Consider the following 23,371-nt stretch of genomic DNA (forward strand, 5'->3'; position numbering starts at 1 on the left):
AAAGGCGGCCTCACTAGCCGCCTTTTTTGTGTGCTTTTGTGCACACTATCATTATTTTACAACCAAGTGCTTTTTGCTGTTCTTCCTGAATTTCATTTACGAAGCATGACTTCGATAAAATCTTTCCAGTTCCCCAGTTCACGTTCAATCATAACAACCTCTCTTATTATTATGGGCATTTTACGAGAATATATCGCCAATGTGAAGAATCTTTAATCAATCACTGCGATTGCCCTACCCTGCTATCACAGGGCTTGTAAGTAATATGGAGGGAGAACGATAAACTTTATGTGACGTACTGCAATATTTTGAAACAACCCTGATTTAAGCCGATGAAATAAATCCAGGTCGTTTTGCCAGGCTTTTATTTGATTCTGTAAGGCTATGCAGCGAGAGTGAAAGAATATTCACGATTTCCCTTAAGCAGCGGTGCATAGCGTGTTTAAATAAAGTCATAAGCTGAATGTGTTATATTTTTGCATCGCTAACATATTCGAAAATACTGCGCATTTGAGCATAATTAATACAAAAGGATTCACCATGACCCAGCTTTATGGCATCAAAAATTGCGATACCATCAAAAAAGCACGCCGCTGGCTTGAAGATAACAATATTGACTATCGTTTTCACGACTATCGCGCGGACGGACTGGATGCAGATTTGCTGCAAAAATTTATCGCTGAACTGGGCTGGGAAGCGTTGCTGAACACCCGAGGGACGACCTGGCGTAAGCTGGATGAGAGCCTGCGCGCCAGCATTAATAACGCCGACAGCGCGGCGGCACTGATGATCGAAATGCCTGCAATCATTAAACGCCCATTGCTCTGGACGCCAGGTCAGCCTATGCTGCTGGGCTTTAGTGATTCCAGTTACCAACGCTATTTTGACGAGGTGTAGTTTATGTCATGCCCGGTCATTGAGCTGACTCAGCAGCTTATTCGCCGCCCCTCCCTCAGCCCGGACGACGCTGGTTGTCAGGCGCTAATGATAGAACGCCTGCGCGCTATCGGCTTCACCGTTGAAGCGATGGATTTTGGCGATACGCAAAACTTCTGGGCGTGGCGTGGTGAGGGTGAAACCCTGGCCTTTGCCGGACACACCGACGTGGTGCCTGCGGGCAACGCCGACCTCTGGATCAACCCGCCTTTCGAACCCACCATCCGCGACGGTATGCTGTTTGGTCGCGGCGCGGCAGACATGAAAGGCTCGCTGGCGGCCATGGTTGTGGCGGCTGAACGCTTTGTCGCTCAGCATCCGACCCATAAAGGCCGTCTGGCATTTCTGATCACCTCTGATGAAGAGGCCAGCGCTAAAAACGGCACCGTGAAGGTAGTCGAAACCCTGATGGCGCGTAATGAACGCCTGGACTACTGCCTGGTGGGTGAGCCCTCCAGCACCGAAGTGGTGGGGGATGTGGTGAAAAATGGCCGTCGGGGCTCACTCACCTGCAACCTGACCATCCACGGCGTGCAGGGCCATGTTGCCTACCCACACCTGGCCGACAACCCGGTACACCGCGCAGCCCCTATGCTCAACGAGCTGGTGGGTATTGAGTGGGACAAAGGCAATGAGTACTTCCCGCCCACCAGCATGCAGATTGCCAACATCCAGGCCGGAACCGGCAGTAACAACGTGATCCCGGGCGATCTGTTCGTTCAGTTTAACTTCCGCTTCAGCACCGAGCTGACCGACGAGATGATCAAAGCCCGTGTGGCCGCGCTTTTGGATAAATATGCGCTGCGCTACAGCGTGGATTGGTGGCTCTCAGGCCAACCTTTCCTGACCGGACGCGGCAAGCTGGTCGATGCGGTCGTTAACGCTATCGCGCACTATAATGAAATTAAACCGCAGCTACTTACCACGGGCGGCACATCCGATGGGCGCTTTATCGCCCGTATGGGTGCGCAAGTGGTAGAACTTGGGCCAGTAAACGCCACCATTCATAAAATCAATGAATGCGTGAATGCGGCTGATTTACAGCTACTGGCTCGTATGTATCAACGTATCATGGAGCAGCTCATCGCCTGATGAGTGTTCTGTAAAAGGAAAAGCGAATGGACTGGCTGGCAAAATACTGGTGGATTCTGGTGTTGGTTTTCCTGGTGGGCGTGCTGATCAATGTCATCAAAGATCTGAATCGCGTGGACCACAAGAAATTCCTCGCCAACAAACCCGACCTCCCACCGCATCGTGATTTTAACGATAAGTGGGATGATGACGACGACTGGCCGAACAAAGACCAGAAGAAGTGAAAATCAGCCCTCTCCCCAGCGGGAGAGGGCTTTTTATTACAAGAACTCTACGATGTCATCGTCGTTAGGCTTACCGCCGCTCAGCGCTTCGTCAAAATAGTGCTTCGGTACAGTAAAACGCAGATGGTCCAGTGCGAACTGCATACTGCGATCGTCGATGGCGTGACCCAGATCTTCAACGATATCCAGCGTCACATCTCCTCCCGCCCGCAGCAATGCCTCCTGGGCGTCGACGGCGTGCGATAACTCAATGACCCGGTCTTCACCACCGTGAATCAGATGGATGGTCGTGGCGGTATCGGCACGTTGCGGCAGGGTGGCGTAGCGGCCATTAAAGGCAATCACCCGCGATGCCAGGCCTGGCTCTGCTTTTATACTTTCCAGCGACATAATTGAGCCCTGCGAGAAACCAATCAGCGCGGTGGCATTGGCGCCCACCCCACTCTGCTGTTGCCAGTAGTGCACCGTTTCGATAAATCGCGGCATGATGGCGTCCACCCGCCCCTGACGGCTCTCTTCGGTCACGCCCTGCACGGCGAACCACTGGCGGCCGTTCGGGCCGCACGGCTCTGCGCCACCGATGCTGACAATAAGCGCATCCGGGAAATGCGGCGCAAACCAGGATCCGATCTGCGCCATGTTAGCCGCGCTATCGCCTACGCCATGAAACAGCAGCAATAATTGTTTTGCCGGTTGCACCGGGCTTTGAACAACAAAATGATCATGTTTCATGGCACTCTCCTTATTTGATGAACCCGATTTTACGCCTGATGGGCATATTAACCATGCCAGTTCATTGAAGAAGTCATTGAAAAAATTGCCATTGCAATATGTCGTTTTTGAGCTGCTGGCTACGCGGCAGATCCTGCTGCGCCAGTGTCTGGCCGGTTTCGGCACGCAACCGCGCTAACAGCGCTTTACGCCCGTTTAGCCCCAGCCTGCGGCTCATTTCGCCCTCCTCCAGCTGCAGCTCGATTTTGCCCCTTAACGCCTCCAGCGGTGCTGAGGTGGCATTTAACAGCCGGGTGAGGCTGCCCACAGAGGCGGAAAACGGGCGATGACCCCAGGCGAACCCCGCCAGATCCAGCCAGTCATCATCCGTAAGGGTAGCCGACTCAAGCGTCTCTACCGGGATCTTTTCACCGTTCCAGCGCTCAATGATGCGGGCATCCCGGCGCAGGCGTTGATGCTCATGCGCGCAAAGCGCTCGCCCTGCATCGCTGAGGGGACGTATCGCCATGGCGCTGTAGCAGCCGCTGCTCGCCTCCCGGTGGCTGCCTATTCGTACCAGTACAAAACCGCAGCGCTGCCAGAAGCGCCAGAGCTCCTCGGTATAGCCAAAGCTGACCGAGAGGTAATCGACCGTTGCGCTGGCCGCCGCGCTGGCAATCAGCGCCTGACCGAGCCCCTGCCGCTGGTGGCCGGGATGGACGGCCACCCGGGTTATTCGTCTGCCGCTGAGGGTCGCGGCAAGCGGCGAACCGCCATGTGCTGCCAGAGACTGCGCCACCAGATTACCGCGCGGACGCCGGTACCCGGCCCAGACCGCCCGGCTGAGTCCAGGCGCCAAGCCGCCTTCATCGACCAGCCACACTGCCCCCGTTACGCGATCCCCCGTGCAGGCGACGGTAAAATGTTGGCCCGGAGCATCCATCATCCGCCGTAAGTCGAGCGGAGAGGTACGATAATGGGCGGCACACAGGAGTTTATAGACCGCGGTTGGCCGCGCGGGGGCAGAGAGCCAGGCTTCCGGCTCAAGGGGTAAAAAACGGACCTCGCCCTGCGCAGGCTCACCGTCAGGGCGATCGTCAAACAGCAGCACCTCATCGATAAAGCGCTCCAGCGGACAGCCGACGGCCCAGCGCATCGGCTCGGAAAGCGGGAAATAGCGCAGCCCGGCAAAGCGAGCGCAGAATTTCAGTAAAAATCCCCGGCCCGTGCCTTCGTACCCCTGTACGGTTGTGGTTAACAGTACCCGCGGAAAACGACTCACCAGCTGTTCCAGTAGCGGGCCGGGGATGGCAGCAGCCTCGTCAACAATGAGCCAGTCAGCCACTCGCCCTGAGGCCAGCAGCGCGTCCGGCGCCATAAAGTGAAAGTGCTTATCGGCGAAGTGGGCAATAACGTCCGTGGCGCCTCTGGACGGTGCCGTCACGATTGCGTTGCCGATAATACGTTGCAGTAGCATGCCCGCCAGCGCCGATTTTCCTCGCCCGCGGGGGGCAGTGACGGCGGTGATGCCTGGGGGCTGGGTCAGTAAACGCTCGAGAATTTGCGCCTGCTCGCGCTGGGGTTCACCGCTGGCGGGTTGCCAGGGGATCGCTGACGGTAGGTCCGGAAGGATCAACGGGTCGCCCTGCTGCCACAGGAGCACCTGCGGATCGGCAGCGAGGTGGCGACAAAAGTGCTGCACGAAACGCGGTGTAGCAATTGGCTCGGCGCTGTCGCTCCAGCGCACGGCGTCCTGATCAGGTTTGGATGGCCACTGGGGTAAAGGGGGCGTCAGCAGGACTAGCAGACTGCCGGCGCGCAGTGTGCCGCAGAGCGCCGCCAGTGCGGCCACGTCAAAGCCGTAACGTGCATCAAACACGGCGTGAAGATGCTCTCGCCCCAGCAGGTTACTTAATGCCTGCGGGGCGCAGGCGTTCGGAACCGGCGCGTTATTGCCCACCCAAAACCAGTCGCCGGCAAGCGTATCGCAAAGGGTGAGCGCCTGCTGCTGCGCCCATTCATCGTCACCGCTGACCACCAGCAGACGCCGATGCCCGGCACGCGTCAACTGCAGTTGAAACCGGGATAATGCCTCAACGCCCTCAGACATTACATTGCGCGGCCAAAGGTATTGCACTGCGCCGGGTCACCGCTATCGAAACCGCGTTTGAACCAGGTGTAGCGCTGCTGCGAGCTGCCGTGAGTGAAGCTGTCGGGGACGACGTGCCCCTGGCTTTGCTGCTGCAGGCGATCATCACCAATGGCTTCGGCGGCGTTGAGCGCCTCTTCCAGGTCGCCCGCTTCCAGCACGCCTTGCTGCTGCATATTGTGTCCCCACACGCCGGCGTAGCAGTCGGCCTGTAGCTCCATGCGCACCGACAGCGCGTTTACTTCAGTCTGGCTGGCATTTTGCTGCAGCTGACGCACCTTTGGCTCGATACCCAGCAGCTTCTGCACGTGGTGCCCGACTTCATGGGCAATAACATAGCCCTGAGCGAAATCGCCATCGGCGCCCAGTTTTGATTTCATGTCATCATAAAAAGAGAGATCGATATAGACGGTCGAATCGGCCGGGCAGTAGAACGGCCCCATTACCGACTGGCCGGTGCCGCATCCGGTGCGCGTGGCGCCGCGATACATCACCAGTTTCGGCTGCTGATAGGTCCGGCCCATTTTGTCGAACAGCTGGCTCCAGGTGTCTTCGGTCGTGGCCAGGATCACCGAAGTGAATTTTGCCGCTTCGTCCTCATTAGGGCTAATGGAACGCTGCGACTGCTGCTGTTCCATCGGTTGCCCGGTGAGTAAACCGGTCAGGTCGACGCCGTAATACCCTGCTACCAGCACCACCACCAGCAGAACCAGCCCCCCTTTACCGCGAGGTAAGCGAAAGCCCGGGCCGCCCATCATCGGACCGCCGCCACCGCTGCGCCTGTCTTCTACATTGTCACTTTCACGACGCCCTTGCCAGCGCATATCCCACCTCAATAATATCGCATTGATAATATGTCTGATCGTAGGCGTTTAAGGGAAAGATTACCACAGGCAACACGGATGAAACGTCAGAGGCAGGTATCTACCTCTGACGGAAAAGCGGGGATTAATCGAGGTTCACACCCAGACGATGGGCAACGGCTTCATAGGCTTCAACCACGCCACCCAGGCTCTGGCGGAAGCGGTCTTTGTCCATTTTATCCAGGGTCTCTTTATCCCACAGACGGCTACCGTCTGGCGAGAATTCATCGCCCAGTACCACTTCGCCTTTATAAAGTCCGAATTCCAGTTTGAAGTCGACCAGAATCAGGCCGGCGTCATCGAAGAGTTTTTTCAACACGTCGTTGGCTTTGAAGGTCAGCTCCTGCATGCGCGCCAGATTCTCTTTGCTCACCCAGCCAAAGGTTTCGCAGTAAGACTCGTTCACCATAGGGTCGTGCATCGCATCGTTTTTCAGGAACAGGTCGAACAGTGGCGGGTTCAGTTCAATACCCTCTTCAACGCCCAGACGTTTCACCAGGGAGCCAGCGGCACGGTTACGGACTACGCACTCAACCGGAACCATATCCAGTTTTTTCACCAGACATTCCGTATCGGACAGCAACGCTTCCATCTGCGTCGGAATACCCGCTTCCGCCAGTTTGCTCATAATGAAATAGTTAAACTTGTTGTTCACCATCCCTTTACGATCGAACTGCTCAATGCGCGCGCCATCTCCTGCTGACGTATCATTGCGGAACTCGAGCACCAACAGATCGGGATTTTCCGTGCTGTATACGGTTTTCGCTTTGCCACGATACAACTCAGCTTGCTTCTGCATCTTCTCTACTCCTGGTGTGATGATTTGTGTACAAAACCCGGCGTATTATGCCACGCACACGTTTGCGTAGCACTAAAATAAAAAGGGCTGGATAAACCAGCCCCTTTTTTTATTTGCTGAATGCGGCCTGGAAGGCAGCAACCAGCGCATCGTTTTGCGACTGGGTCAGCGTATGCCCTTTCGGGTCAATAAATTGCAAACTACTGCGGTTATCCAGATCCCCTACCTGCAACTTATAGTCGCCGGCTGCGAGGCCTGGGTCACGCGCGCCAAGCTCTTCCCAGCTGCTATCGGAAAGCGGCTTGTAGGTCACCGCCATGCTGCCGGTAGAGCGGGTGCTGTCGTTGACCTTCATCCCTACGCGCTCCAGCGTCGACGGCAGACGTTGCCAGACCTGGTTGAACGGACCACGTACCACGAGCATAGGCAGGCCAGTATCGTCTGCAGCGCTCTGTACATCGAAGGTGGCGCCGTTACGGCTCTGCGCCGCGTTCGCCGCGTCGGTAGCGTTTTTATCGAGGCCCGCAGAGATTACGTTCAGCATCTCGGCGCTGTAGCGCTGCAGAGAAGCAGCATCAGCAACCGGTTTACCCGCCTGCTCCAGGTTCAACAGTTTGACCACCACGGCCTGCTGATAACCCTGAGCCTTAACAGAGACTTGATAACGACCACGGTACTGCTGATCTTCATCCAGACGGTTCCATTCGATCCAGTCCGTTGTCAGCGTCTGGCTGGCATCATCACGTTTATCGATGGTGTAGTTCTTCGCCTGCAGCACGCTAACCACCTGTGGCCACAGGTTAGCGTTACGCGCGCTTTCAACCTGCAGGGTGGCGGTATCACCGATAAACTGCGTGCGCGCACCGCTCACCAGCGCCAGCGGCTGTGCCGGCGGACGGATATCCAGCGCTTTACCCACCGCGCCACTGCCATTGGTGACAGGAATGGTGTAATCGCCATTCTCAACCGGCAGGATCATGCCCGCAGGAGCATGAAGTTCAGCAAGCGGCGTAGCATCCAGGTAGGATTCGTCACCGCTCACCTGGCGTTTATAGCGTGAATCTGAGCTACAGGCCGCAAGCAGCATAACAAGCGAAACACCCGCAACCTTCGCCAGGCGCGATTTCTGTACTGAGTAAGCCATCAAATCTCCCTAAACTTTACAGCAAACCAGCATGCTTCAACGCGCCGGTAACCACTTCACGACCATGGTCGGTGATGGGGGTCATCGGCAGACGCAGCGTGTCGGTTGCTACAAGTCCCAACTCCTTACATGCCCATTTCACTGGGATCGGATTGGGTTCGACAAATAATTTATTGTGCAGCGGCATCAGACGCTGGTTGATCAACCGTGCTTCCTGGAAATGCCCTGCGGCAGCCAGTTTGCACATTTCAGCCATATCACGGGCCGCGATGTTTGAGGTCACGGAAATGACCCCATGACCACCGAGCTGCATAAAGTCCAGCGCAGTGGCATCATCCCCGCTGAGCAGGATGAAGTCGTCTGAAACCAGCTCTTTGATCTGGTGAACACGGCTTAAGTTCCCGGTCGCCTCTTTAATCGCAATAATATTTTTTACTTTGGCGAGACGGCCCACGGTTTCTGGCAGCATATCGCAGCCAGTACGCGACGGCACATTATACAGGATTTGCGGCAAGTCAGTATGTTCGGCGATAGCTTTGAAGTGCTGGAACAGACCTTCCTGGGTAGGACGGTTGTAGTATGGTGTTACCGTCAGGCAACCCACAACGCCGCTGTCGTTAAAACGCTGCGTCAGGCTGATGGCCTCAGCAGTAGCATTGGCGCCAGTTCCGGCAATGACCGGGATGCGGCCGTCAGCCAGTTCAAGGGTCATCAATACGACATCGCCATGCTCATCGTGGCTCAGCGTGGCAGATTCACCGGTAGTCCCTACCGATACAATCGCCGAGGTTCCGCTGGCGACATGATAATCAATCAGTTTCTTCAGGCTTGACCGGCAGACATTACCTTTTTCATCCATCGGTGTAACAATCGCGACAATACTTCCCGTGAACATGGGCCATCCTCAATGCGTGCAAGAGCCTCAATGGTACGTTTGGAACTGTAATAAAAGCAAGCGACCTGAGGCCCCCAGGTTGTTGTATGCCGGTTTTTTTTATGCTTTCCTTAGTAAGACTTAACCACGCAAAGGAAGAACAGGTTTGACAACCCCATCACAACATTACCTGGTTATCACTGCGCTGGGTGCCGACAGGCCTGGTATTGTGAACACCATCACCCGTCACGTCAGTAGCTGCGGCTGTAACATTGAAGATAGCCGGCTGGCGATGCTGGGCGAAGAGTTCACGTTTATTATGCTGCTTTCCGGGTCATGGAACGCCATTAACTTAATTGAGTCGACGCTGCCGATGAAAGGGGCTGAGCTGGACCTGCTCATCGTCATGAAGCGCACCACTGCACGCCCTATTCCGGCCATGCCCGCAACCGTCTGGGTGCAGGTCGAGGTGAATGACTCACCGCATTTAATCGAACGTTTCACTGCGCTGTTCGACAGCCATCAAATGAACGTCGCAGAGCTGGTTTCTCGCACGCAGCCCGGAAATGATGAGAATGCCCCACGGCTGTTCATTCAGATTACCGCTCATAGCCCCGCCTCGCACGATGCGTCAAATATCGAGCAAGCGTTCAAAGCCCTATGTACAGAATTGAATGCGCAAGGCAGTATAAACGTCGTCAACTATTCACAGCATGAACAGGATGGAGTTGAGTAATGAATCCACTGAAAGCCGGTGACATCGCACCGAAATTTAGCTTGCCCGATCAAGACGGTGAGCAAGTAAATTTGGCCGACTTCCAGGGACAGCGTGTTCTGGTCTATTTCTACCCGAAAGCCATGACGCCAGGCTGTACCGTACAAGCGTGCGGTTTACGCGATAACATGGACGGTTTGAAAAATGCAGGCGTTGACGTGCTGGGTATCAGCACTGACAAGCCTGAAAAGCTCTCTCGCTTCGCCGAAAAAGAGCTGTTGAACTTCACGCTGCTTTCCGACGAAGACCACAAAGTTTGCGAAAGCTTTGGCGTCTGGGGTGAGAAATCCTTTATGGGGAAAACCTATGACGGCATCCACCGTATCAGTTTCCTGATTGACGCCAACGGCAAAGTCGAACATGTGTTTGACGATTTTAAAACCAGCAATCACCATGACGTGGTGCTTAACTGGCTAAAAGAGAACGCCTGATTTAAAACAAAACGGCAACCCTGAGGTTGCCGTTTTTTATGTTGAGGCTCGCTACTCTTCTACCGCAGGAACATCTGGCCATGCGTGCACCACGGCCTTGATGAGCGTCGCCAGTGGAATTGCAAAGAACACGCCCCAGAATCCCCATAGCCCGCCAAAAATCACCACCGACAGAATAATCACCAGCGGATGCAGGTTCACCGCTTCAGAGAAGAGCACCGGGACCAGCAGATTGCCATCCAGCCCCTGGATAATCAGGTACACCGCGAAGCAGCTCCAGAACTCAGTACCCAGGCCAAACTGGAATAGCGCGACCCCGACCACCGGAATCGTCACCACAAATGCCCCGATGTAGGGGATCAGCACCGAGAAGCCGACCAGCACTGCCAGGAGCAACGAATAGTTGAGCCCAAAGATGACGAAGCCAATCCAGGTCGCCACACCCACTACAATCATCTCCAGCACTTTGCCGCGAATGTAGTTCGTGATTTGCTGATTCATCTCTTGCCATACCTGCCCTGCCAGCCCGCGGTTCCGCGGCAGTACGCGGCGCACCGCGTTGAGCATCTGCTCTTTATCCTTCACCAGGAAGAAGACCATCAGCGGCACCAGAACCAGATAAACCGCCAGCGTCAGCAGCCCGACCAGCGAGGCGAGGGAAAATTTCACTACCGTATCCCCCATCGTCATGATGCGGGTACGCACATTTTCCGCCATGGCATCAATGATGCCCGCGTCCATCAGCGCCGGATAGCGGCGCGGCAACGTAGCGGCAAAATCGGAGAGCTTGCTGAGCATACCGGGCATATCGCGTATCAGGTAGATGCCCTGCTGCCAGGCAATAGGCAGGACCACAAAGGACATTAGCAGTAAGATTCCGACAAAGAGCACCAGCACGATGGTGCTTGCCCAGCGGCGAGAGCAGCCGATATGTTCCAGGCGAACGGTAGGCCACTCCAGAAGATAGGCCAGAACGATGGCGACCAGCAGCGGTGCTAAAAGTCCGCTAAAGAAGAAGAGAATGCCAAACCCGGCAACAAGAATAACCAACAAAGCAATGGCTTCCGGATCGCTAAAACGCCGGCGATACCACTGCATCAATAACTCAAGCATACAGTCCTTACCTGGGGAGGTGGCGAGAGAGAACAGGCGAATTGTATCGAAGAGTCGTTGAAAAGACTTTCGCTTTTTATCGTCTTGTCGCAAAACGCAAAAGCTGAGACGGGGGATTTTCTTATCGCCCCGACACGGCTACACTCGCAAAGCAGCCGCTGGTGAACGATATACGGGTTCGCCGGTCAAAATAGCACACCCAACAGACAGGACCGAGGTTATGTTCAGGCAGTTGAAAAAAACGCTGGTTGCAACGCTTATCGCTGCTCTGACCGTGGGTCAGATGACGCCAGCCTTTGCCGATTCGGCCGATTCATTGCCGGATATGGGCACCTCAGCAGGAAGCACGCTCTCCATTGGCCAGGAGATGCAGATGGGCGATTTTTATGTCCGCCAGCTTCGTGGCAGCGCGCCGTTGATCAACGATCCCCTGCTGGTGCAGTACATTAACTCACTGGGCATGCGGCTGGTCTCCCATGCTGATTCAGTGAAGACACCGTTCCACTTCTTTTTGATCAACAACGACGAGATCAACGCCTTCGCCTTCTTTGGCGGTAACGTGGTGTTGCACTCGGCGCTGTTCCGCTATGCCGATAACGAAAGTCAGCTGGCGTCGGTGATGGCGCACGAAATCTCCCACGTTACCCAGCGTCACCTGGCTCGGGCCATGGAAGATCAAAAACGTAGCGCCCCGCTGACCTGGGTTGGCGCGCTGGGTTCGATCCTGCTGGCAATGGCAAGCCCCCAGGCCGGTATGGCCGCCCTGACGGGTACGCTGGCGGGCACCCGCCAGGGGATGATCAGCTTTACCCAGCAAAACGAACAGGAAGCCGACCGTATCGGTATCCAGGTATTGCAACGCTCTGGCTTTGATCCGCAGGCTATGCCCACCTTCCTTGAAAAATTGCTCGACCAGGCGCGTTACTCCTCCCGTCCGCCGGAAATCTTGCTGACTCACCCCCTGCCTGAGAGCCGCCTCTCAGATGCCCGTAACCGTGCCAATCAGATGCGTCCGGTGGTGGTGCAGTCTTCAGAAGATTTTTACATGGCGAAGGTGAGAACGCTCGGGATGTATAACTCTGGTCGTAACCAGTTAACCAGCGATCTGCTCGACAGCTGGTCTAAAGGGAATGTGCGCGAACAGCGCGCGGCGCAGTATGGCCGGGCTCTGCAGGCGATGGAGGCGAGTAATTACGATGAGGCACGCAAAAATCTGCAGCCTTTGCTGACGGCTGAACCAGGCAATGCCTGGTATCTCGACCTCGCCACCGACATCGATTTGGGCCAGAAACGCGCCACAGAGGCGATTAATCGCCTGAAGGGCGCACGCGATCTGCGCAACAATCCGGTGCTGCAACTCAACCTGGCGAATGCTTACTTACAGGGTGGTCAGCCGCAGGAGGCTGTGACCATCCTCAATCGCTATACCTTCAGCTATAAAGACGACCCCAACGGCTGGGATCTGCTGGCGCAGGCCGAAGCCGCGCTGAACCATCGCGATCAGGAGCTGGCCGCGCGCGCCGAGGGTTATGCCCTTGCCGGACGACTGGATCAGGCTATCTCGTTGCTGAGCAGCGCCAGCTCGCAGGCGAAGCTGGGGAGCCTGCAGCAGGCGCGCTACGATGCCCGTATCGATCAGCTGCGACAGTTACAACAGCGCTACCGCCCGTATGAAAAGATGTAAAAAGGAGAACAGATGACTAACGCGGTAAAGATCTACCATAACCCTCGCTGCTCCAAGAGCCGCGAAACGTTAAGCTTGCTGCAATCGAACGGTATTGAACCAGACGTGGTGCTTTATCTTGAGACGCCGCCGGATGCCGATACGATCAAGGCACTTTTGCAGATGTTGGGAATGGATAGCGCACGTGAACTGATGCGCCAGAAAGAGGAGCTCTATAAATCGCTCAACCTGGCTGACAGCCACCTGAGCGAAGCCGCGCTAATCCAGGCGATGGTAGAGAACCCGAAACTGATTGAGCGGCCGATTGTGGTCGCGAACGGTAAAGCGCGTATCGGACGCCCGCCGGAACAGGTACTGGATATCGTCAAGTAAGAAGAGGTCAACCCGGCAGTCGGCCGGGTTCAGAGCGCCAGAATATCTTTTACGAAAGGAATAGTCAGCTTTCGCTGGGCGGTAATAGAGGCATGGTCCAGCTTGTCGAGCGTGACAAACAGCGTGCGCATTTCACGATCCAGCCGCTTCAGCAAGAAGCGCCCCACATCTTCCGGCAGTTCAAAACCTCTCAGCCGCGCCCGCAGTTGCAAAGCCTGCAGTTTGTCTTCGTCTGACAGCGGTTGCAGCTTATAGATCTGTCCCCAGTCCAGTCGCGACGCCAGATCCGCCAGCCCCAGATTCAACTGGCGCGGAGGACGATCGCCGGTGATCAACAGCCGGGTGTTACCGGATTCAAGGATGCGGTTGTAGAGATTAAAGATCGCCATCTCCCAAAGTTCATCACCCGCCACGCACTCAATATTGTCGATACAGACCAGGGAAAGCTGCTCCATACCATCAAGCACTTCGGGTACAAACCAGGTGCGTTTATCGAGCGGAACGTAACCCACGGCGTCACCACGCTGAGAGAGCTCAGCACAGGCTGCGTGCAGTAAATGGCTGCGGCCCGCACCTTCGCGCGACCAGATATAGATGTAACCGCTATGCTCCTGGCGCAGCACGTTTTGCAGTGCAGCCAGTAAAGAGGGGTTATCACCCGGCCAGAAACTGGCAAACGTTTCGTCGTCGGGTAAATAAAGTGGCAAAGAGAGCTGTGCCGGTGCGTTCAGAAATACCTCAACCAGGTCTTACTCGTAATCGGCAAAGAGTTTAGCACGGAACATGCAGGGAGAGAACCGGGCGGAACGGCCGCCCGGTTTATCGATCAATGTGCGGATTTTTCGCTCTCTTCCGCATCCAGAACGACCTCTTCCGGACGCAGAACCGAGATCGCTTTGAAGATCAGGCTCAGGGCGATGCCGACAATCGTGGCCAGCGCCATCCCTTTCAGCTCAGCGGCGCCGATGTGTACCTTCGCACCGCTCACGCCGATGATCAGAATCACGGAGGTCAGGATCAGGTTCTGCGCTTTGCTGTAATCGACTTTGGATTCGATCAGGACGCGGATACCGGATGCGCCAATCACGCCGTACAGCAGCAGCGACACGCCGCCCATTACCGGAACCGGGATAATCTGAATCGCCGCAGCCAGCTTACCCACGCATGAAAGCAGAATGGCGATGATGGCCGCGCCGCCAATTACCCAGGTGCTGTAGACGCGGGTGATCGCCATAACGCCGATATTCTCACCGTAGGTGGTGTTTGGCGTGGAGCCAAAGAATCCGGAAATCATGGTCGACAGGCCGTTCGCAAACATTGAGCGATGCAGGCCAGGGTCGCGGATAAGATCGCGTTTAACGATATTCGCCGTGACCACCAGGTGGCCGACGTGCTCCGCAATCACCACCAGCGCAGCAGGCAGGATGGTGAAGATAGCGAACCACTCGAAGCGCGGAGTATAGAAGGTTGGCAGAGCGAACCAGTGCGCCTGGGCAATAGGGGTGGTATCCACAACGCCCATTGCGAAGGAGAGCGCATAACCCGCCAGCACGCCGATCAAAATCGGGATAATGGCCATAAAGCCACGGAACAGCACGGAACCAAATACCGTTACACCCAGCGTGACCAGCGAGATGATAATGGTTTTAGAATCCGGCGATTGTCCCTCAGCAGGGAGTAATCCCGCCATATTGGCCGCCACGCCTGCCAATTCCAGACCGATGACGGCCACGATCGCCCCCATCGCCGCAGGCGGGAACATGACGTCCAGCCAGCCGGTACCGGCTTTCTTCACAATGAAAGAGACCAGGCAGAACAGCACGCCACACATGATAAAGCCGCCCAGCGCCACTTCATAACCCAGCGGCAGCAACAGCAGCACCGGAGAGATAAATGCAAAGCTGGAACCCAGGTAAGCCGGGATTTTACCTTTACAGATGAAGAGGTAAAGCAAGGTGCCGACACCGTTAAACAGCAGCACGGTAGCCGGGTTAATGTGGAACAGGATGGGCACCAGCACGGTTGCGCCAAACATGGCAAACAGGTGCTGCAAACTAAGCGGGATCGTCTGTAAAAGCGGCGGTCTTTCACTCACCCCGATAGCACGGCGCGTCATAGTGTTGTCCTCTGAGTAATGATTATTGTGGGTGTTGTATTCAAAAAAAAGCCGACTATCAAAGTCGGCTTCTTTATCGTTATTCGATTACTTAGTACCAAAAATCTTGTCGCCGGCATCGCCAAGCCCCGGGATAATGTACCCGTGCTCGTTCAGCCCCTGATCAACGGACGCGGTATAGAGCTCGACGTCCGGGTGCGCTTTTTCCAGTGCCGCGATACCTTCCGGTGCCGCCACCAGAACCAGCACTTTAATGCTGCTGCAGCCCGCTTTTTTCAGCAGGTCGATAGTGGCGATCATCGAACCGCCGGTCGCCAGCATCGGGTCAACGACCAGTGCCATACGCTCGTCGATGTTGGAAACCAGCTTCTGGAAGTACGGCACGGGCTCCAGGGTCTCTTCGTCACGGTAGATACCCACTACGCTAATACGTGCGCTGGGTACGTGCTCCAGAACGCCTTCCATCATGCCCAGACCTGCGCGCAGGATCGGCACAACGGTAATTTTTTTACCTTTGATCTGCTCAACCTGCACCGGGCCGTTCCAGCCTTCGATGGTCACTTTTTCGGTTTCGAGATCGGAGGTCGCTTCGTATGTCAGTAAGCTGCCCACTTCAGAGGCCAGTTCGCGAAAACGTTTCGTGCTGATGTCATGCTCACGCATCAGGCCCAGCTTGTGTTTTACCAGCGGGTGTTTCACTTCAACAATCTTCATACTTTTCTCCTTCGGGGGTGGCAGCCACAAAAAAAATCGCCGGATTATACCGCTTTTTCGGGATTGCGCCATACCCAACTTGCTTGACGCAAATCAAGCAAAGTGTTCTGAGCATAAAAAAGCCGGAGAACAAGCTCCGGCTTTTTAACGGCATTTTGCCCGCTTATTCAATATTAGCGCCGTTGCTGGCAATTACCTGCTTATACCAGTCAAACGACTTTTTCTTACTGCGATTCAGGGTGCCATTGCCTTCGTTATCTTTATCTACAAAGATAAAGCCGTAGCGTTTTTTCATCTCACCGGTGCCGGCGGAGACCAGATCGATACAACCCCATGGGGTATAGCCCATCAGATCCACGCCATCCTCAATGACCGCTTTTTTCATTTCGCTGATGTGGGCAGAGAGATAATCAATGCGGTACTGATCGTTGACCGTGCCGTCACTCTCCTGCACGTCGATAGCCCCGAAGCCGTTTTCAACAATAAAGAGCGGTAACTGATAGTGATCCCAGAACCAGTTCAGGGAGTAACGCAGCCCCACCGGGTCAATCTGCCAGCCCCAGTCCGATTTTTGCACGTAAGGGTTGGAGACCAGACTCTTGCTCTCGTCGTAATCCAGCTGCGGGTTGTCGGAGGTCGCTTTGGTGGCAAACGACATGTAATAGCTGAAGCCGATGTAATCCACACAGCCCTGCTTCAGCGCAGCGATATCTTCGTCGGTGATATCCAGCGCGAAGCCGCGGCGCTCGAAGTAGTTGAGCAGATGTTGCGGATAGGCGCCGCGCACATGTACATCGGTAAACCAGTAGCGACGGTGCATCGCATTCATCGCCATCATCATGTCGTTTGGCGCGCAGGAGAACGGATAGATCGGGCACATGGCAATCATGCAGCCAATCTGCAGCGCCGGGTTTATCTCCCGCCCTGCTTTCACCGCCAGCGCGCTGGCCACCAGCTCATAGTGCGCGGCCTGGAACATCACGGGCTCGCGCTCTTCTCCCGGCTGATATTTCAGGCCCGAGTTAGTAAAGGGGGCGAAGTCTTCATGGAAGTTAGCCTGGTTGTTGATCTCGTTGAAGGTCATCCAGTACTTCACTTTATGTTGATAACGTTCGAACACGACACGGGCAAAGCGCACGAAGAACTCAATCAGCTTACGGTTGCGCCAGCCGCCATATTCGCTAACCAGGTGATACGGCATTTCAAAATGTGAGAGGGTAATAACCGGTTCGATGCCGTGCTTAAGGCACTCATCAAACAGATCGTCATAAAACTGCAGACCGGCCTCATTCGGGGTCTGCTCATCCCCTTTCGGGAAAATACGCGTCCAGGCGATAGAGGTGCGGAAACACTTAAAGCCCAGTTCGGCGAAGAGCTGAATATCGTCTTTATAGCGATGATAAAAATCGATGGCTTCGTGGTTAGGGTAATTTTTGCCCGGCAGCACGCCGTCGGTGATCTCACGCGGAACGCCATGCGCGCCGGCGGTCATAACATCTGCCACGCTTACGCCTTTGCCACCCTCCTGCCAGCCGCCTTCAAGTTGATGCGCCGCAACCGCGCCGCCCCACAGAAAACCCTCTTTAAATCCTGACATGCGATATCCCTCATTCAGCGTTAATTATCGGCAAAATTGAGCACAGAAACCGGTTTCAGTGGAATGATGTTCATTCATCGTAACGGTTGCAAGAACAAGACTGTACCCGGTTTCATTTTCGTGAACAGTATCAACTTTGTACCGCCTCGCTGGCTGATGCAGAGCAAAAATCTTCATGCAAACTTCTGTTGCAGAATAGGCTCGCAAACGTTTGCCTGGACTGTTAGAATTGCGCCGATTTTTCTTACTATCGCAATGCAATCGCGTGGGGACTTGAGCCGTGACCAACAAAACTTCTCTCAGCTACAAAGATGCCGGTGTTGATATTGACGCAGGTAATGCGCTGGTTGACCGAATCAAAGGTGTGGTGAAAAAGACCCGCCGCCCTGAAGTGATGGGTGGTCTGGGTGGATTCGGCGCACTGTGCGCACTGCCACAAAAATATCGTGAACCGGTACTGGTCTCTGGCACCGACGGCGTAGGTACCAAATTGCGTCTGGCAATGGATCTGAAACGCCACGACACTATCGGTATCGACCTGGTCGCTATGTGCGTTAACGACCTCGTTGTCCAGGGCGCTGAGCCGCTCTTCTTCCTCGACTACTATGCGACCGGAAAACTGGATGTCGACACCGCAGCAAGCGTCATCAGCGGCATCGCTGAAGGCTGTCTGCAGTCTGGCTGTGCGCTGGTGGGCGGTGAAACCGCAGAGATGCCGGGCATGTATCACGGTGAAGATTACGACGTGGCCGGTTTTTGCGTAGGCGTGGTAGAAAAATCAGAAATTATCGACGGTAGCAAAGTTGCAGATGGCGATGTGCTGATCGCGCTGGGCTCCAGCGGCCCACACTCAAATGGCTATTCACTGGTGCGTAAAATCATTGAAGTGAGCGGCTGTGATCCTGAAACAACCGATCTGGAAGGTAAACCGCTGGCCGACCATCTGCTGGCACCGACCCGTATCTACGTGAAAAACATTCTTGAGCTGATCGAGAATGTCGATGTCCATGCTATCGCTCACCTGACCGGCGGCGGCTTCTGGGAAAACATCCCGCGCGTTCTGCCTGACAACACCCAGGCCGTGATCGACGAATCCTCCTGGCAGTGGCCGGCTGTCTTCAACTGGCTGCAGGAAGCCGGTAACGTCAGCGATCATGAGATGTATCGTACCTTCAACTGCGGCGTAGGCATGCTCATTGCCCTGCCGGCAGCCGAAGCCGATAAAGCCGTGAGCCTGATGCAGGCCAAAGGTGAAAACGCCTGGAAAATCGGTATCATCAAAGCCTCTGATTCCGAAGAGCGTGTGGTTATTGCATGAAAAACATCGTGGTGCTCATTTCCGGTAACGGAAGTAATTTGCAGGCCATTATTGATGGCTGTAAACAGAAAAGAATTAACGGCACCATCCGTGCAGTATTCAGTAACAAGGCCGACGCGTACGGCCTTGAACGCGCTCGTGAAGCCGGCATTCCGGCGCACGTCCTTGAGGCGAGCCAATTTGCGGGCCGGGAAGCGTTTGATCGGGAGCTGGTGCAAGAGATCGACGCTTACGCCCCCGATGTCGTCGTGCTGGCAGGCTACATGCGTATTCTCAGCCCGGCGTTTGTTGCACACTATGCCGGACGCCTGCTGAACATCCACCCTTCCCTGCTGCCAAAATACCCGGGCCTGCATACCCACCGCCAGGTCCTGGAAAACGGCGACGAGGAGCACGGCACCTCCGTCCATTTTGTTACTGACGAGCTGGACGGTGGCCCGGTCATTCTGCAGGCCAAAATCCCGGTGTTTGACGGCGACAGCGAAGAGGACATTACGCACCGCGTTCAGGCACAAGAACATGCCATCTACCCGCTGGTGGTAAGCTGGTTGGTTGATGGCCGCCTCGCCATGCGTAACGGTGCGGCCTGGCTGGATGGCGTACAACTTCCCCCGGAAGGACATGCCTCCGAAGCGTAACGTGATACCGAGCCGGCGATTGCCGGCTTTTTTTATCTGCAAATCGCAAAAACTGTAAAAAATCAGGCGTCTGATGACGGTTATGCCCCTCCTGCGGTCAGTTAACTGTCATACTTTTCTGGCACAGTTGGACATATCGTGACAATGCTCGCCATAATAAGGTTGAGACGGATTTGCCACGTCCTGTGATTGAACTGGAGTGTGAGTAGTAATGGGTCAGGAAAAGTTATACATCGAGAAAGAGTTAAGCTGGTTAGCATTCAACGAGCGTGTCCTTCAGGAAGCGGCTGACAAGAGCAATCCGCTAATTGAGCGTATGCGTTTTCTGGGGATCTATTCCAATAACCTGGATGAGTTTTATAAAGTTCGCTTCGCTGAGCTGAAGCGCAGAATCATCATTAGCGAGGAGCAGGGACTCAACTCGAATTCACGCCATCTGCTCGGTAAGATTCAATCCCGCGTTTTGAAAGCCGATCAGGAATTCGATAGCCTGTATAACGAATTGCTGCTGGAAATGGCACGCAATCAAATCTTCCTCATCAATGAACGCCAACTCTCTGTCAACCAGCAAAGCTGGCTGCGTCACTACTTCAAACAGTACCTGCGCCAACATATCACGCCCATTCTTATCAATCGTGAAACCGATCTGGTGCAGTTCCTGAAAGATGATTACACCTATCTGGCGGTAGAGATTATTCGTGGCGATAACATTCGTTATGCGCTGCTGGAGATCCCGTCAGACAAAGTGCCGCGTTTCGTTAACTTACCGCCGGAGACCCCACGCCGACGTAAGCCAATGATCCTGCTGGATAACATCCTGCGCTACTGTCTGGATGATATCTTTAAAGGTTTCTTCGATTACGATGCGCTGAACGCCTACTCCATGAAGATGACCCGTGATGCCGAGTACGACCTGGTACACGAAATGGAAGCCAGCCTGATGGAGCTGATGTCATCGAGCCTGAAACAGCGCCTGACGGCCGAGCCGGTACGCTTTGTCTATCAGCGCGACATGCCCGATGCCATGGTGGAGATGCTGCGCGATAAGCTCACCATCTCACGCTATGACTCCATCGTGCCCGGCGGGCGTTATCACAACTTTAAAGACTTCATTGGCTTCCCGAACGTTGGCAAAGCCAACCTGGTGAACAAACCGCTGCCGCGTCTGCGCCACCTCTGGTTCGACAAATTCCGCAACGGTTTCGATGCCATTCGCGAACGCGATGTTCTGCTTTATTATCCGTACCATACCTTCGAGCACGTGCTGGAGTTGATGCGCCAGGCCTCATTCGATCCGAACGTGCTGGCGATCAAAATCAACATCTACCGCGTAGCGAAAGACTCCCGCATTATCGATGCCATGATCCACGCCGCCCATAACGGTAAAAAAGTGACCGTGGTGGTTGAGCTGCAGGCGCGTTTTGATGAAGAGGCCAATATCCACTGGGCCCGTCGTCTGACAGAAGCCGGGGTACACGTTATCTTCTCCGCGCCGGGCCTGAAAATTCACGCCAAACTGTTCCTTATTTCACGTAAAGAGGGTGAAGAGGTGGTGCGTTATGCCCACATCGGTACCGGCAACTTTAACGAGAAGACGGCGCGTATTTATACCGACTACTCGTTATTGACCGCCGATGCGCGTATCACCAATGAAGTGCGGCGGGTCTTTAACTTTATCGAGAACCCTTACCGTCCGGTGAGCTTCGACTATCTGCTGGTCTCTCCGCAGAATTCGCGTCGCCTGCTGTATGACATGATCGATCGTGAGATCGCCAATGCGCAGCAAGGGGTGCCAGCAGGCATTACCCTCAAGCTGAACAACCTGGTCGATAAAGGGCTTGTTGATCGTCTGTACGCGGCCTCCAGCTCCGGTGTGCAGGTGAATCTGCTGATCCGCGGTATGTGCTCTCTGATCCCGGAACTGGAAGGTATTAGCGATAATATTCGCGTTATCAGCATCGTCGACCGCTATCTGGAGCACGATCGCGTCTATATTTTTGAAAACGGCGGCGACAAACGGGTGTATCTCTCCTCCGCCGACTGGATGACTCGCAACATCGACTACCGCATCGAAGTGGCGACACCGCTGCTTGATCCGCGGTTGAAACAACGCATTCTCGATATCATTGAAATCCTGTTAAGTGATACCGTAAAAGCACGTTATATCGATAAAGAACTGAGTAATCGCTATGTGCCGCGCGGTAACCGCCGCAAAGTGCGGGCGCAGCTGGCGATTTACGACTATATCAAATCACTCGAGCAACCCGATTAACCTATGCCGATAAATGATACGACCCCACGACCGCAGGAATTTGCCGCGGTCGACCTTGGTTCTAACAGCTTCCACATGGTCATCGCCCGTGAGGTGGATGGCGCGATGCAGATCATCGGTCGCCTGAAACAGCGTGTCCATCTGGCGGATGGTCTGGATGAGAACAGCATGCTCAGCGAAGAGGCTATTGAGCGCGGGCTGAACTGCCTGTCGTTGTTTGCTGAACGCCTGCAAGGTTTCGATCCCTCAAGCGTCTGCATCGTGGGCACCCATACGCTGCGTCAGGCGCTCAACGCGTCGGAGTTCCTCAAGCGCGCAGAGAAGGTCATCCCCTACCCGATCGAGATTATCTCGGGCAATGAAGAAGCCCGGCTGATCTTCATGGGCGTGGAACATACTCAGCCGGAAAAAGGGCGCAAGCTGGTAATCGATATCGGCGGCGGCTCCACTGAGCTGGTGATCGGCGAAAACTTTGAACCGCATCTGGTTGAAAGCCGCCGGATGGGCTGCGTAAGCTTTGCCCAGCTTTACTTCCCGGGCGGCGCCATCAGTCGCGATAATTTCCAGCGCGCGCGCATGGCCGCCGTGCAGAAACTGGAAACGCTGGCCTGGCAGTATCGTATTCATGGCTGGAACGTAGCGCTGGGCGCCTCAGGCTCCATTAAAGCCGCCCACGAAGTGCTACTGGCGATGGGTGAAAAAGATGGGTTTATCACCCCTGAACGTCTGGTTATGCTGACGGAAGAGGTGCTCAAACATAAGAGCTTTGACGCGCTGAGTCTGCCTGGTCTCTCTGATGAGCGTAAAGCCGTGTTTGTGCCGGGGCTGGCAATTCTCTGCGGCGTTTTTGACGCGCTGGCGATTAAAGAACTCCGTCTCTCTGACGGCGCCCTGCGTGAAGGGGTGCTCTACGAGATGGAAGGCCGCTTCCGTCATCAGGATATCCGTAGTCGTACGGCTCAGAGCCTGGCCAATCAGTACAATATCGACCGCGAACAGGCGCGCCGCGTACTGGAAACCACGACCCATATGTATGAACAGTGGGAAATCCAGAATCCGAAGCTGGCGCATCCGCAGTTGGCAGCCCTGCTGAAATGGGCGGCCATGCTGCACGAGGTGGGGCTTAACATCAATCACAGCGGGATGCACCGCCACTCGGCCTATATTCTGCAAAATAGCGATTTGCCCGGCTATAACCAGGAGCAGCAAACCATGATGGCCACCCTGGTGCGCTATCATCGCAAAGCGGTGAAGCTGGATGATATGCCACGCTTTACCCTGTTTAAGAAAAAGCAGTTCCTGCCCATGATTCAGCTGTTACGTTTAGGCGTGCTGCTGAATAACCAGCGTCAGGCGACCACAACGCCGCCTACGCTGACGCTCACCACGGATGATAACCACTGGACGCTGAGCTTCCCGCACGACTGGTTCAGCCAGAACGCGCTGGTCTTGTTGGATCTGGAAAGAGAGCAGCAATACTGGAGCGCGGTTACCGGCTGGAACCTGAAAATCGAGGAAGAACACTCCCCGAACGTGGCGGCATAAAACC

At 55.0% G+C, this 23,371-nt stretch carries 23 protein-coding genes; 11 read left to right on the top strand and 12 right to left on the bottom strand.

All coding sequences use genetic code 11. From position 1 onward, the window contains the following. Window positions 1-92: 92 nt before the first annotated feature. Window positions 93-152 carry a protein YpfM gene (gene ypfM / locus B3B59_RS15435; RefSeq protein ID WP_001386977.1) on the bottom strand — a complete coding sequence of 20 codons (60 nt, stop codon included), beginning with the start codon at window positions 150-152 and terminating at the stop codon, window positions 93-95. 388 nt (window positions 153-540) lie between these two features. On the opposite strand from ypfM, the gene B3B59_RS15440 reads away from it, so the two are divergent. The 3 genes from B3B59_RS15440 to B3B59_RS15450 are packed head-to-tail and all read left to right on the top strand — an operon-like array spanning window position 541 to window position 2,252. Further along, window positions 541-897 (top strand): ArsC family reductase, encoded by a 357-nt coding sequence (locus B3B59_RS15440; RefSeq protein WP_286809478.1) that lies wholly within the window; start codon window positions 541-543, stop codon window positions 895-897. Between the two features lie 3 nt (window positions 898-900). Continuing rightward, window positions 901-2,028: a succinyl-diaminopimelate desuccinylase gene (dapE, locus tag B3B59_RS15445; RefSeq protein WP_286809479.1), complete on the top strand. Its 1,128-nt coding sequence runs from the start codon at window positions 901-903 to the stop codon at window positions 2,026-2,028. 26 nt (window positions 2,029-2,054) lie between these two features. After that, complete coding sequence (locus B3B59_RS15450; protein WP_040074562.1) at window positions 2,055-2,252, top strand: YpfN family protein; 198 nt, start codon at window positions 2,055-2,057, stop codon at window positions 2,250-2,252. 36 nt (window positions 2,253-2,288) lie between these two features. Here the strand turns inward: B3B59_RS15450 and ypfH are convergent, their stop codons facing one another. The 6 genes from ypfH to dapA all read right to left on the bottom strand — a co-directional run bounded on the left by ypfH (window position 2,289) and on the right by dapA (window position 8,813). Continuing rightward, window positions 2,289-2,984, bottom strand: a complete 696-nt coding sequence (gene ypfH, locus B3B59_RS15455) for an esterase (protein WP_212478479.1) — start codon at window positions 2,982-2,984, stop codon at window positions 2,289-2,291. Window positions 2,985-3,057: 73 nt separating this feature from the next. Continuing rightward, window positions 3,058-5,073, bottom strand: a complete 2,016-nt coding sequence (locus B3B59_RS15460; protein WP_286809480.1) for a tRNA(Met) cytidine acetyltransferase TmcA — start codon at window positions 5,071-5,073, stop codon at window positions 3,058-3,060. After that, on the bottom strand, window positions 5,073-5,936 hold the full coding sequence (locus B3B59_RS15465) for a KPN_02809 family neutral zinc metallopeptidase (RefSeq protein ID WP_040074560.1): 864 nt from the start codon (window positions 5,934-5,936) through the stop codon (window positions 5,073-5,075). Before B3B59_RS15465 ends, B3B59_RS15460 begins: the two co-directional genes overlap by 1 nt. Window positions 5,937-6,060: 124 nt before the next feature. After that, complete coding sequence (purC, locus tag B3B59_RS15470) at window positions 6,061-6,774, bottom strand: phosphoribosylaminoimidazolesuccinocarboxamide synthase (RefSeq protein WP_046884628.1); 714 nt, start codon at window positions 6,772-6,774, stop codon at window positions 6,061-6,063. Window positions 6,775-6,883: 109 nt separating this feature from the next. Continuing rightward, window positions 6,884-7,918 carry an outer membrane protein assembly factor BamC gene (bamC, locus tag B3B59_RS15475; RefSeq protein ID WP_286809481.1) on the bottom strand — a complete coding sequence of 345 codons (1,035 nt, stop codon included), beginning with the start codon at window positions 7,916-7,918 and terminating at the stop codon, window positions 6,884-6,886. A gap of 16 nt (window positions 7,919-7,934) precedes the next feature. Continuing rightward, window positions 7,935-8,813 carry a 4-hydroxy-tetrahydrodipicolinate synthase gene (gene dapA, locus B3B59_RS15480; RefSeq protein WP_040074557.1) on the bottom strand — a complete coding sequence of 293 codons (879 nt, stop codon included), beginning with the start codon at window positions 8,811-8,813 and terminating at the stop codon, window positions 7,935-7,937. 145 nt (window positions 8,814-8,958) lie between these two features. Between dapA and B3B59_RS15485 the strand changes: the two genes are divergently transcribed. Continuing rightward, window positions 8,959-9,528: a glycine cleavage system transcriptional repressor gene (locus tag B3B59_RS15485; RefSeq protein WP_040074556.1), complete on the top strand. Its 570-nt coding sequence runs from the start codon at window positions 8,959-8,961 to the stop codon at window positions 9,526-9,528. Next, window positions 9,528-9,998, top strand: a complete 471-nt coding sequence (gene bcp, locus B3B59_RS15490) for a thioredoxin-dependent thiol peroxidase (RefSeq protein ID WP_040074555.1) — start codon at window positions 9,528-9,530, stop codon at window positions 9,996-9,998. Before B3B59_RS15485 ends, bcp begins: the two co-directional genes overlap by 1 nt. 51 nt (window positions 9,999-10,049) lie before the next feature. Here the strand turns inward: bcp and B3B59_RS15495 are convergent, their stop codons facing one another. Next, a complete protein-coding gene (locus B3B59_RS15495) occupies window positions 10,050-11,111 on the bottom strand; it encodes an AI-2E family transporter (protein ID WP_046884627.1) in 1,062 nt (353 codons plus the stop codon). Window positions 11,112-11,331: 220 nt separating this feature from the next. Between B3B59_RS15495 and bepA the strand changes: the two genes are divergently transcribed. Together bepA and arsC are read left to right on the top strand one after the other, a co-directional pair. Beyond that, window positions 11,332-12,795, top strand: a complete 1,464-nt coding sequence (gene bepA / locus B3B59_RS15500; RefSeq protein WP_286809483.1) for a beta-barrel assembly-enhancing protease — start codon at window positions 11,332-11,334, stop codon at window positions 12,793-12,795. Between the two features lie 12 nt (window positions 12,796-12,807). Then, on the top strand, window positions 12,808-13,167 hold the full coding sequence (gene arsC, locus B3B59_RS15505; protein WP_212478475.1) for an arsenate reductase (glutaredoxin): 360 nt from the start codon (window positions 12,808-12,810) through the stop codon (window positions 13,165-13,167). A gap of 29 nt (window positions 13,168-13,196) precedes the next feature. Here the strand turns inward: arsC and B3B59_RS15510 are convergent, their stop codons facing one another. The 4 genes from B3B59_RS15510 to B3B59_RS15525 all read right to left on the bottom strand — a co-directional run bounded on the left by B3B59_RS15510 (window position 13,197) and on the right by B3B59_RS15525 (window position 17,594). After that, window positions 13,197-13,898 carry a DnaA inactivator Hda gene (locus B3B59_RS15510; protein WP_212478503.1) on the bottom strand — a complete coding sequence of 234 codons (702 nt, stop codon included), beginning with the start codon at window positions 13,896-13,898 and terminating at the stop codon, window positions 13,197-13,199. Between the two features lie 95 nt (window positions 13,899-13,993). After that, a complete protein-coding gene (uraA, locus tag B3B59_RS15515) occupies window positions 13,994-15,283 on the bottom strand; it encodes a uracil permease (protein WP_040074549.1) in 1,290 nt (429 codons plus the stop codon). An 87-nt stretch (window positions 15,284-15,370) separates the two neighbouring features. Beyond that, on the bottom strand, window positions 15,371-15,997 hold the full coding sequence (gene upp / locus B3B59_RS15520; protein WP_040074548.1) for a uracil phosphoribosyltransferase: 627 nt from the start codon (window positions 15,995-15,997) through the stop codon (window positions 15,371-15,373). A gap of 163 nt (window positions 15,998-16,160) precedes the next feature. Continuing rightward, window positions 16,161-17,594 (bottom strand): 6-phospho-beta-glucosidase, encoded by a 1,434-nt coding sequence (locus B3B59_RS15525; RefSeq protein WP_286809484.1) that lies wholly within the window; start codon window positions 17,592-17,594, stop codon window positions 16,161-16,163. Between the two features lie 280 nt (window positions 17,595-17,874). Between B3B59_RS15525 and purM the strand changes: the two genes are divergently transcribed. The 4 genes from purM to ppx all read left to right on the top strand — a co-directional run bounded on the left by purM (window position 17,875) and on the right by ppx (window position 23,367). Continuing rightward, the gene (purM, locus tag B3B59_RS15530; RefSeq protein ID WP_207292193.1) at window positions 17,875-18,912 is read left to right on the top strand and encodes a phosphoribosylformylglycinamidine cyclo-ligase; all 1,038 of its coding nucleotides are present in this window, start codon (window positions 17,875-17,877) and stop codon (window positions 18,910-18,912) included. Next, entirely contained in the window at window positions 18,909-19,550 is a 642-nt protein-coding gene (purN, locus tag B3B59_RS15535) for a phosphoribosylglycinamide formyltransferase (protein WP_263616824.1), read from the top strand. Before purM ends, purN begins: the two co-directional genes overlap by 4 nt. Before the next feature lie 211 nt (window positions 19,551-19,761). Then, entirely contained in the window at window positions 19,762-21,822 is a 2,061-nt protein-coding gene (ppk1, locus tag B3B59_RS15540; RefSeq protein ID WP_040074543.1) for a polyphosphate kinase 1, read from the top strand. 3 nt (window positions 21,823-21,825) lie between these two features. Then, on the top strand, window positions 21,826-23,367 hold the full coding sequence (gene ppx, locus B3B59_RS15545) for an exopolyphosphatase (RefSeq protein ID WP_046884622.1): 1,542 nt from the start codon (window positions 21,826-21,828) through the stop codon (window positions 23,365-23,367). The last annotated feature ends 4 nt before the right edge of the window (window positions 23,368-23,371 follow it).

Source organism: Leclercia sp. UBA2479 (genome assembly GCF_002341985.1).
Lineage (GTDB): Bacteria > Pseudomonadota > Gammaproteobacteria > Enterobacterales > Enterobacteriaceae > Enterobacter > Enterobacter pneumoniae.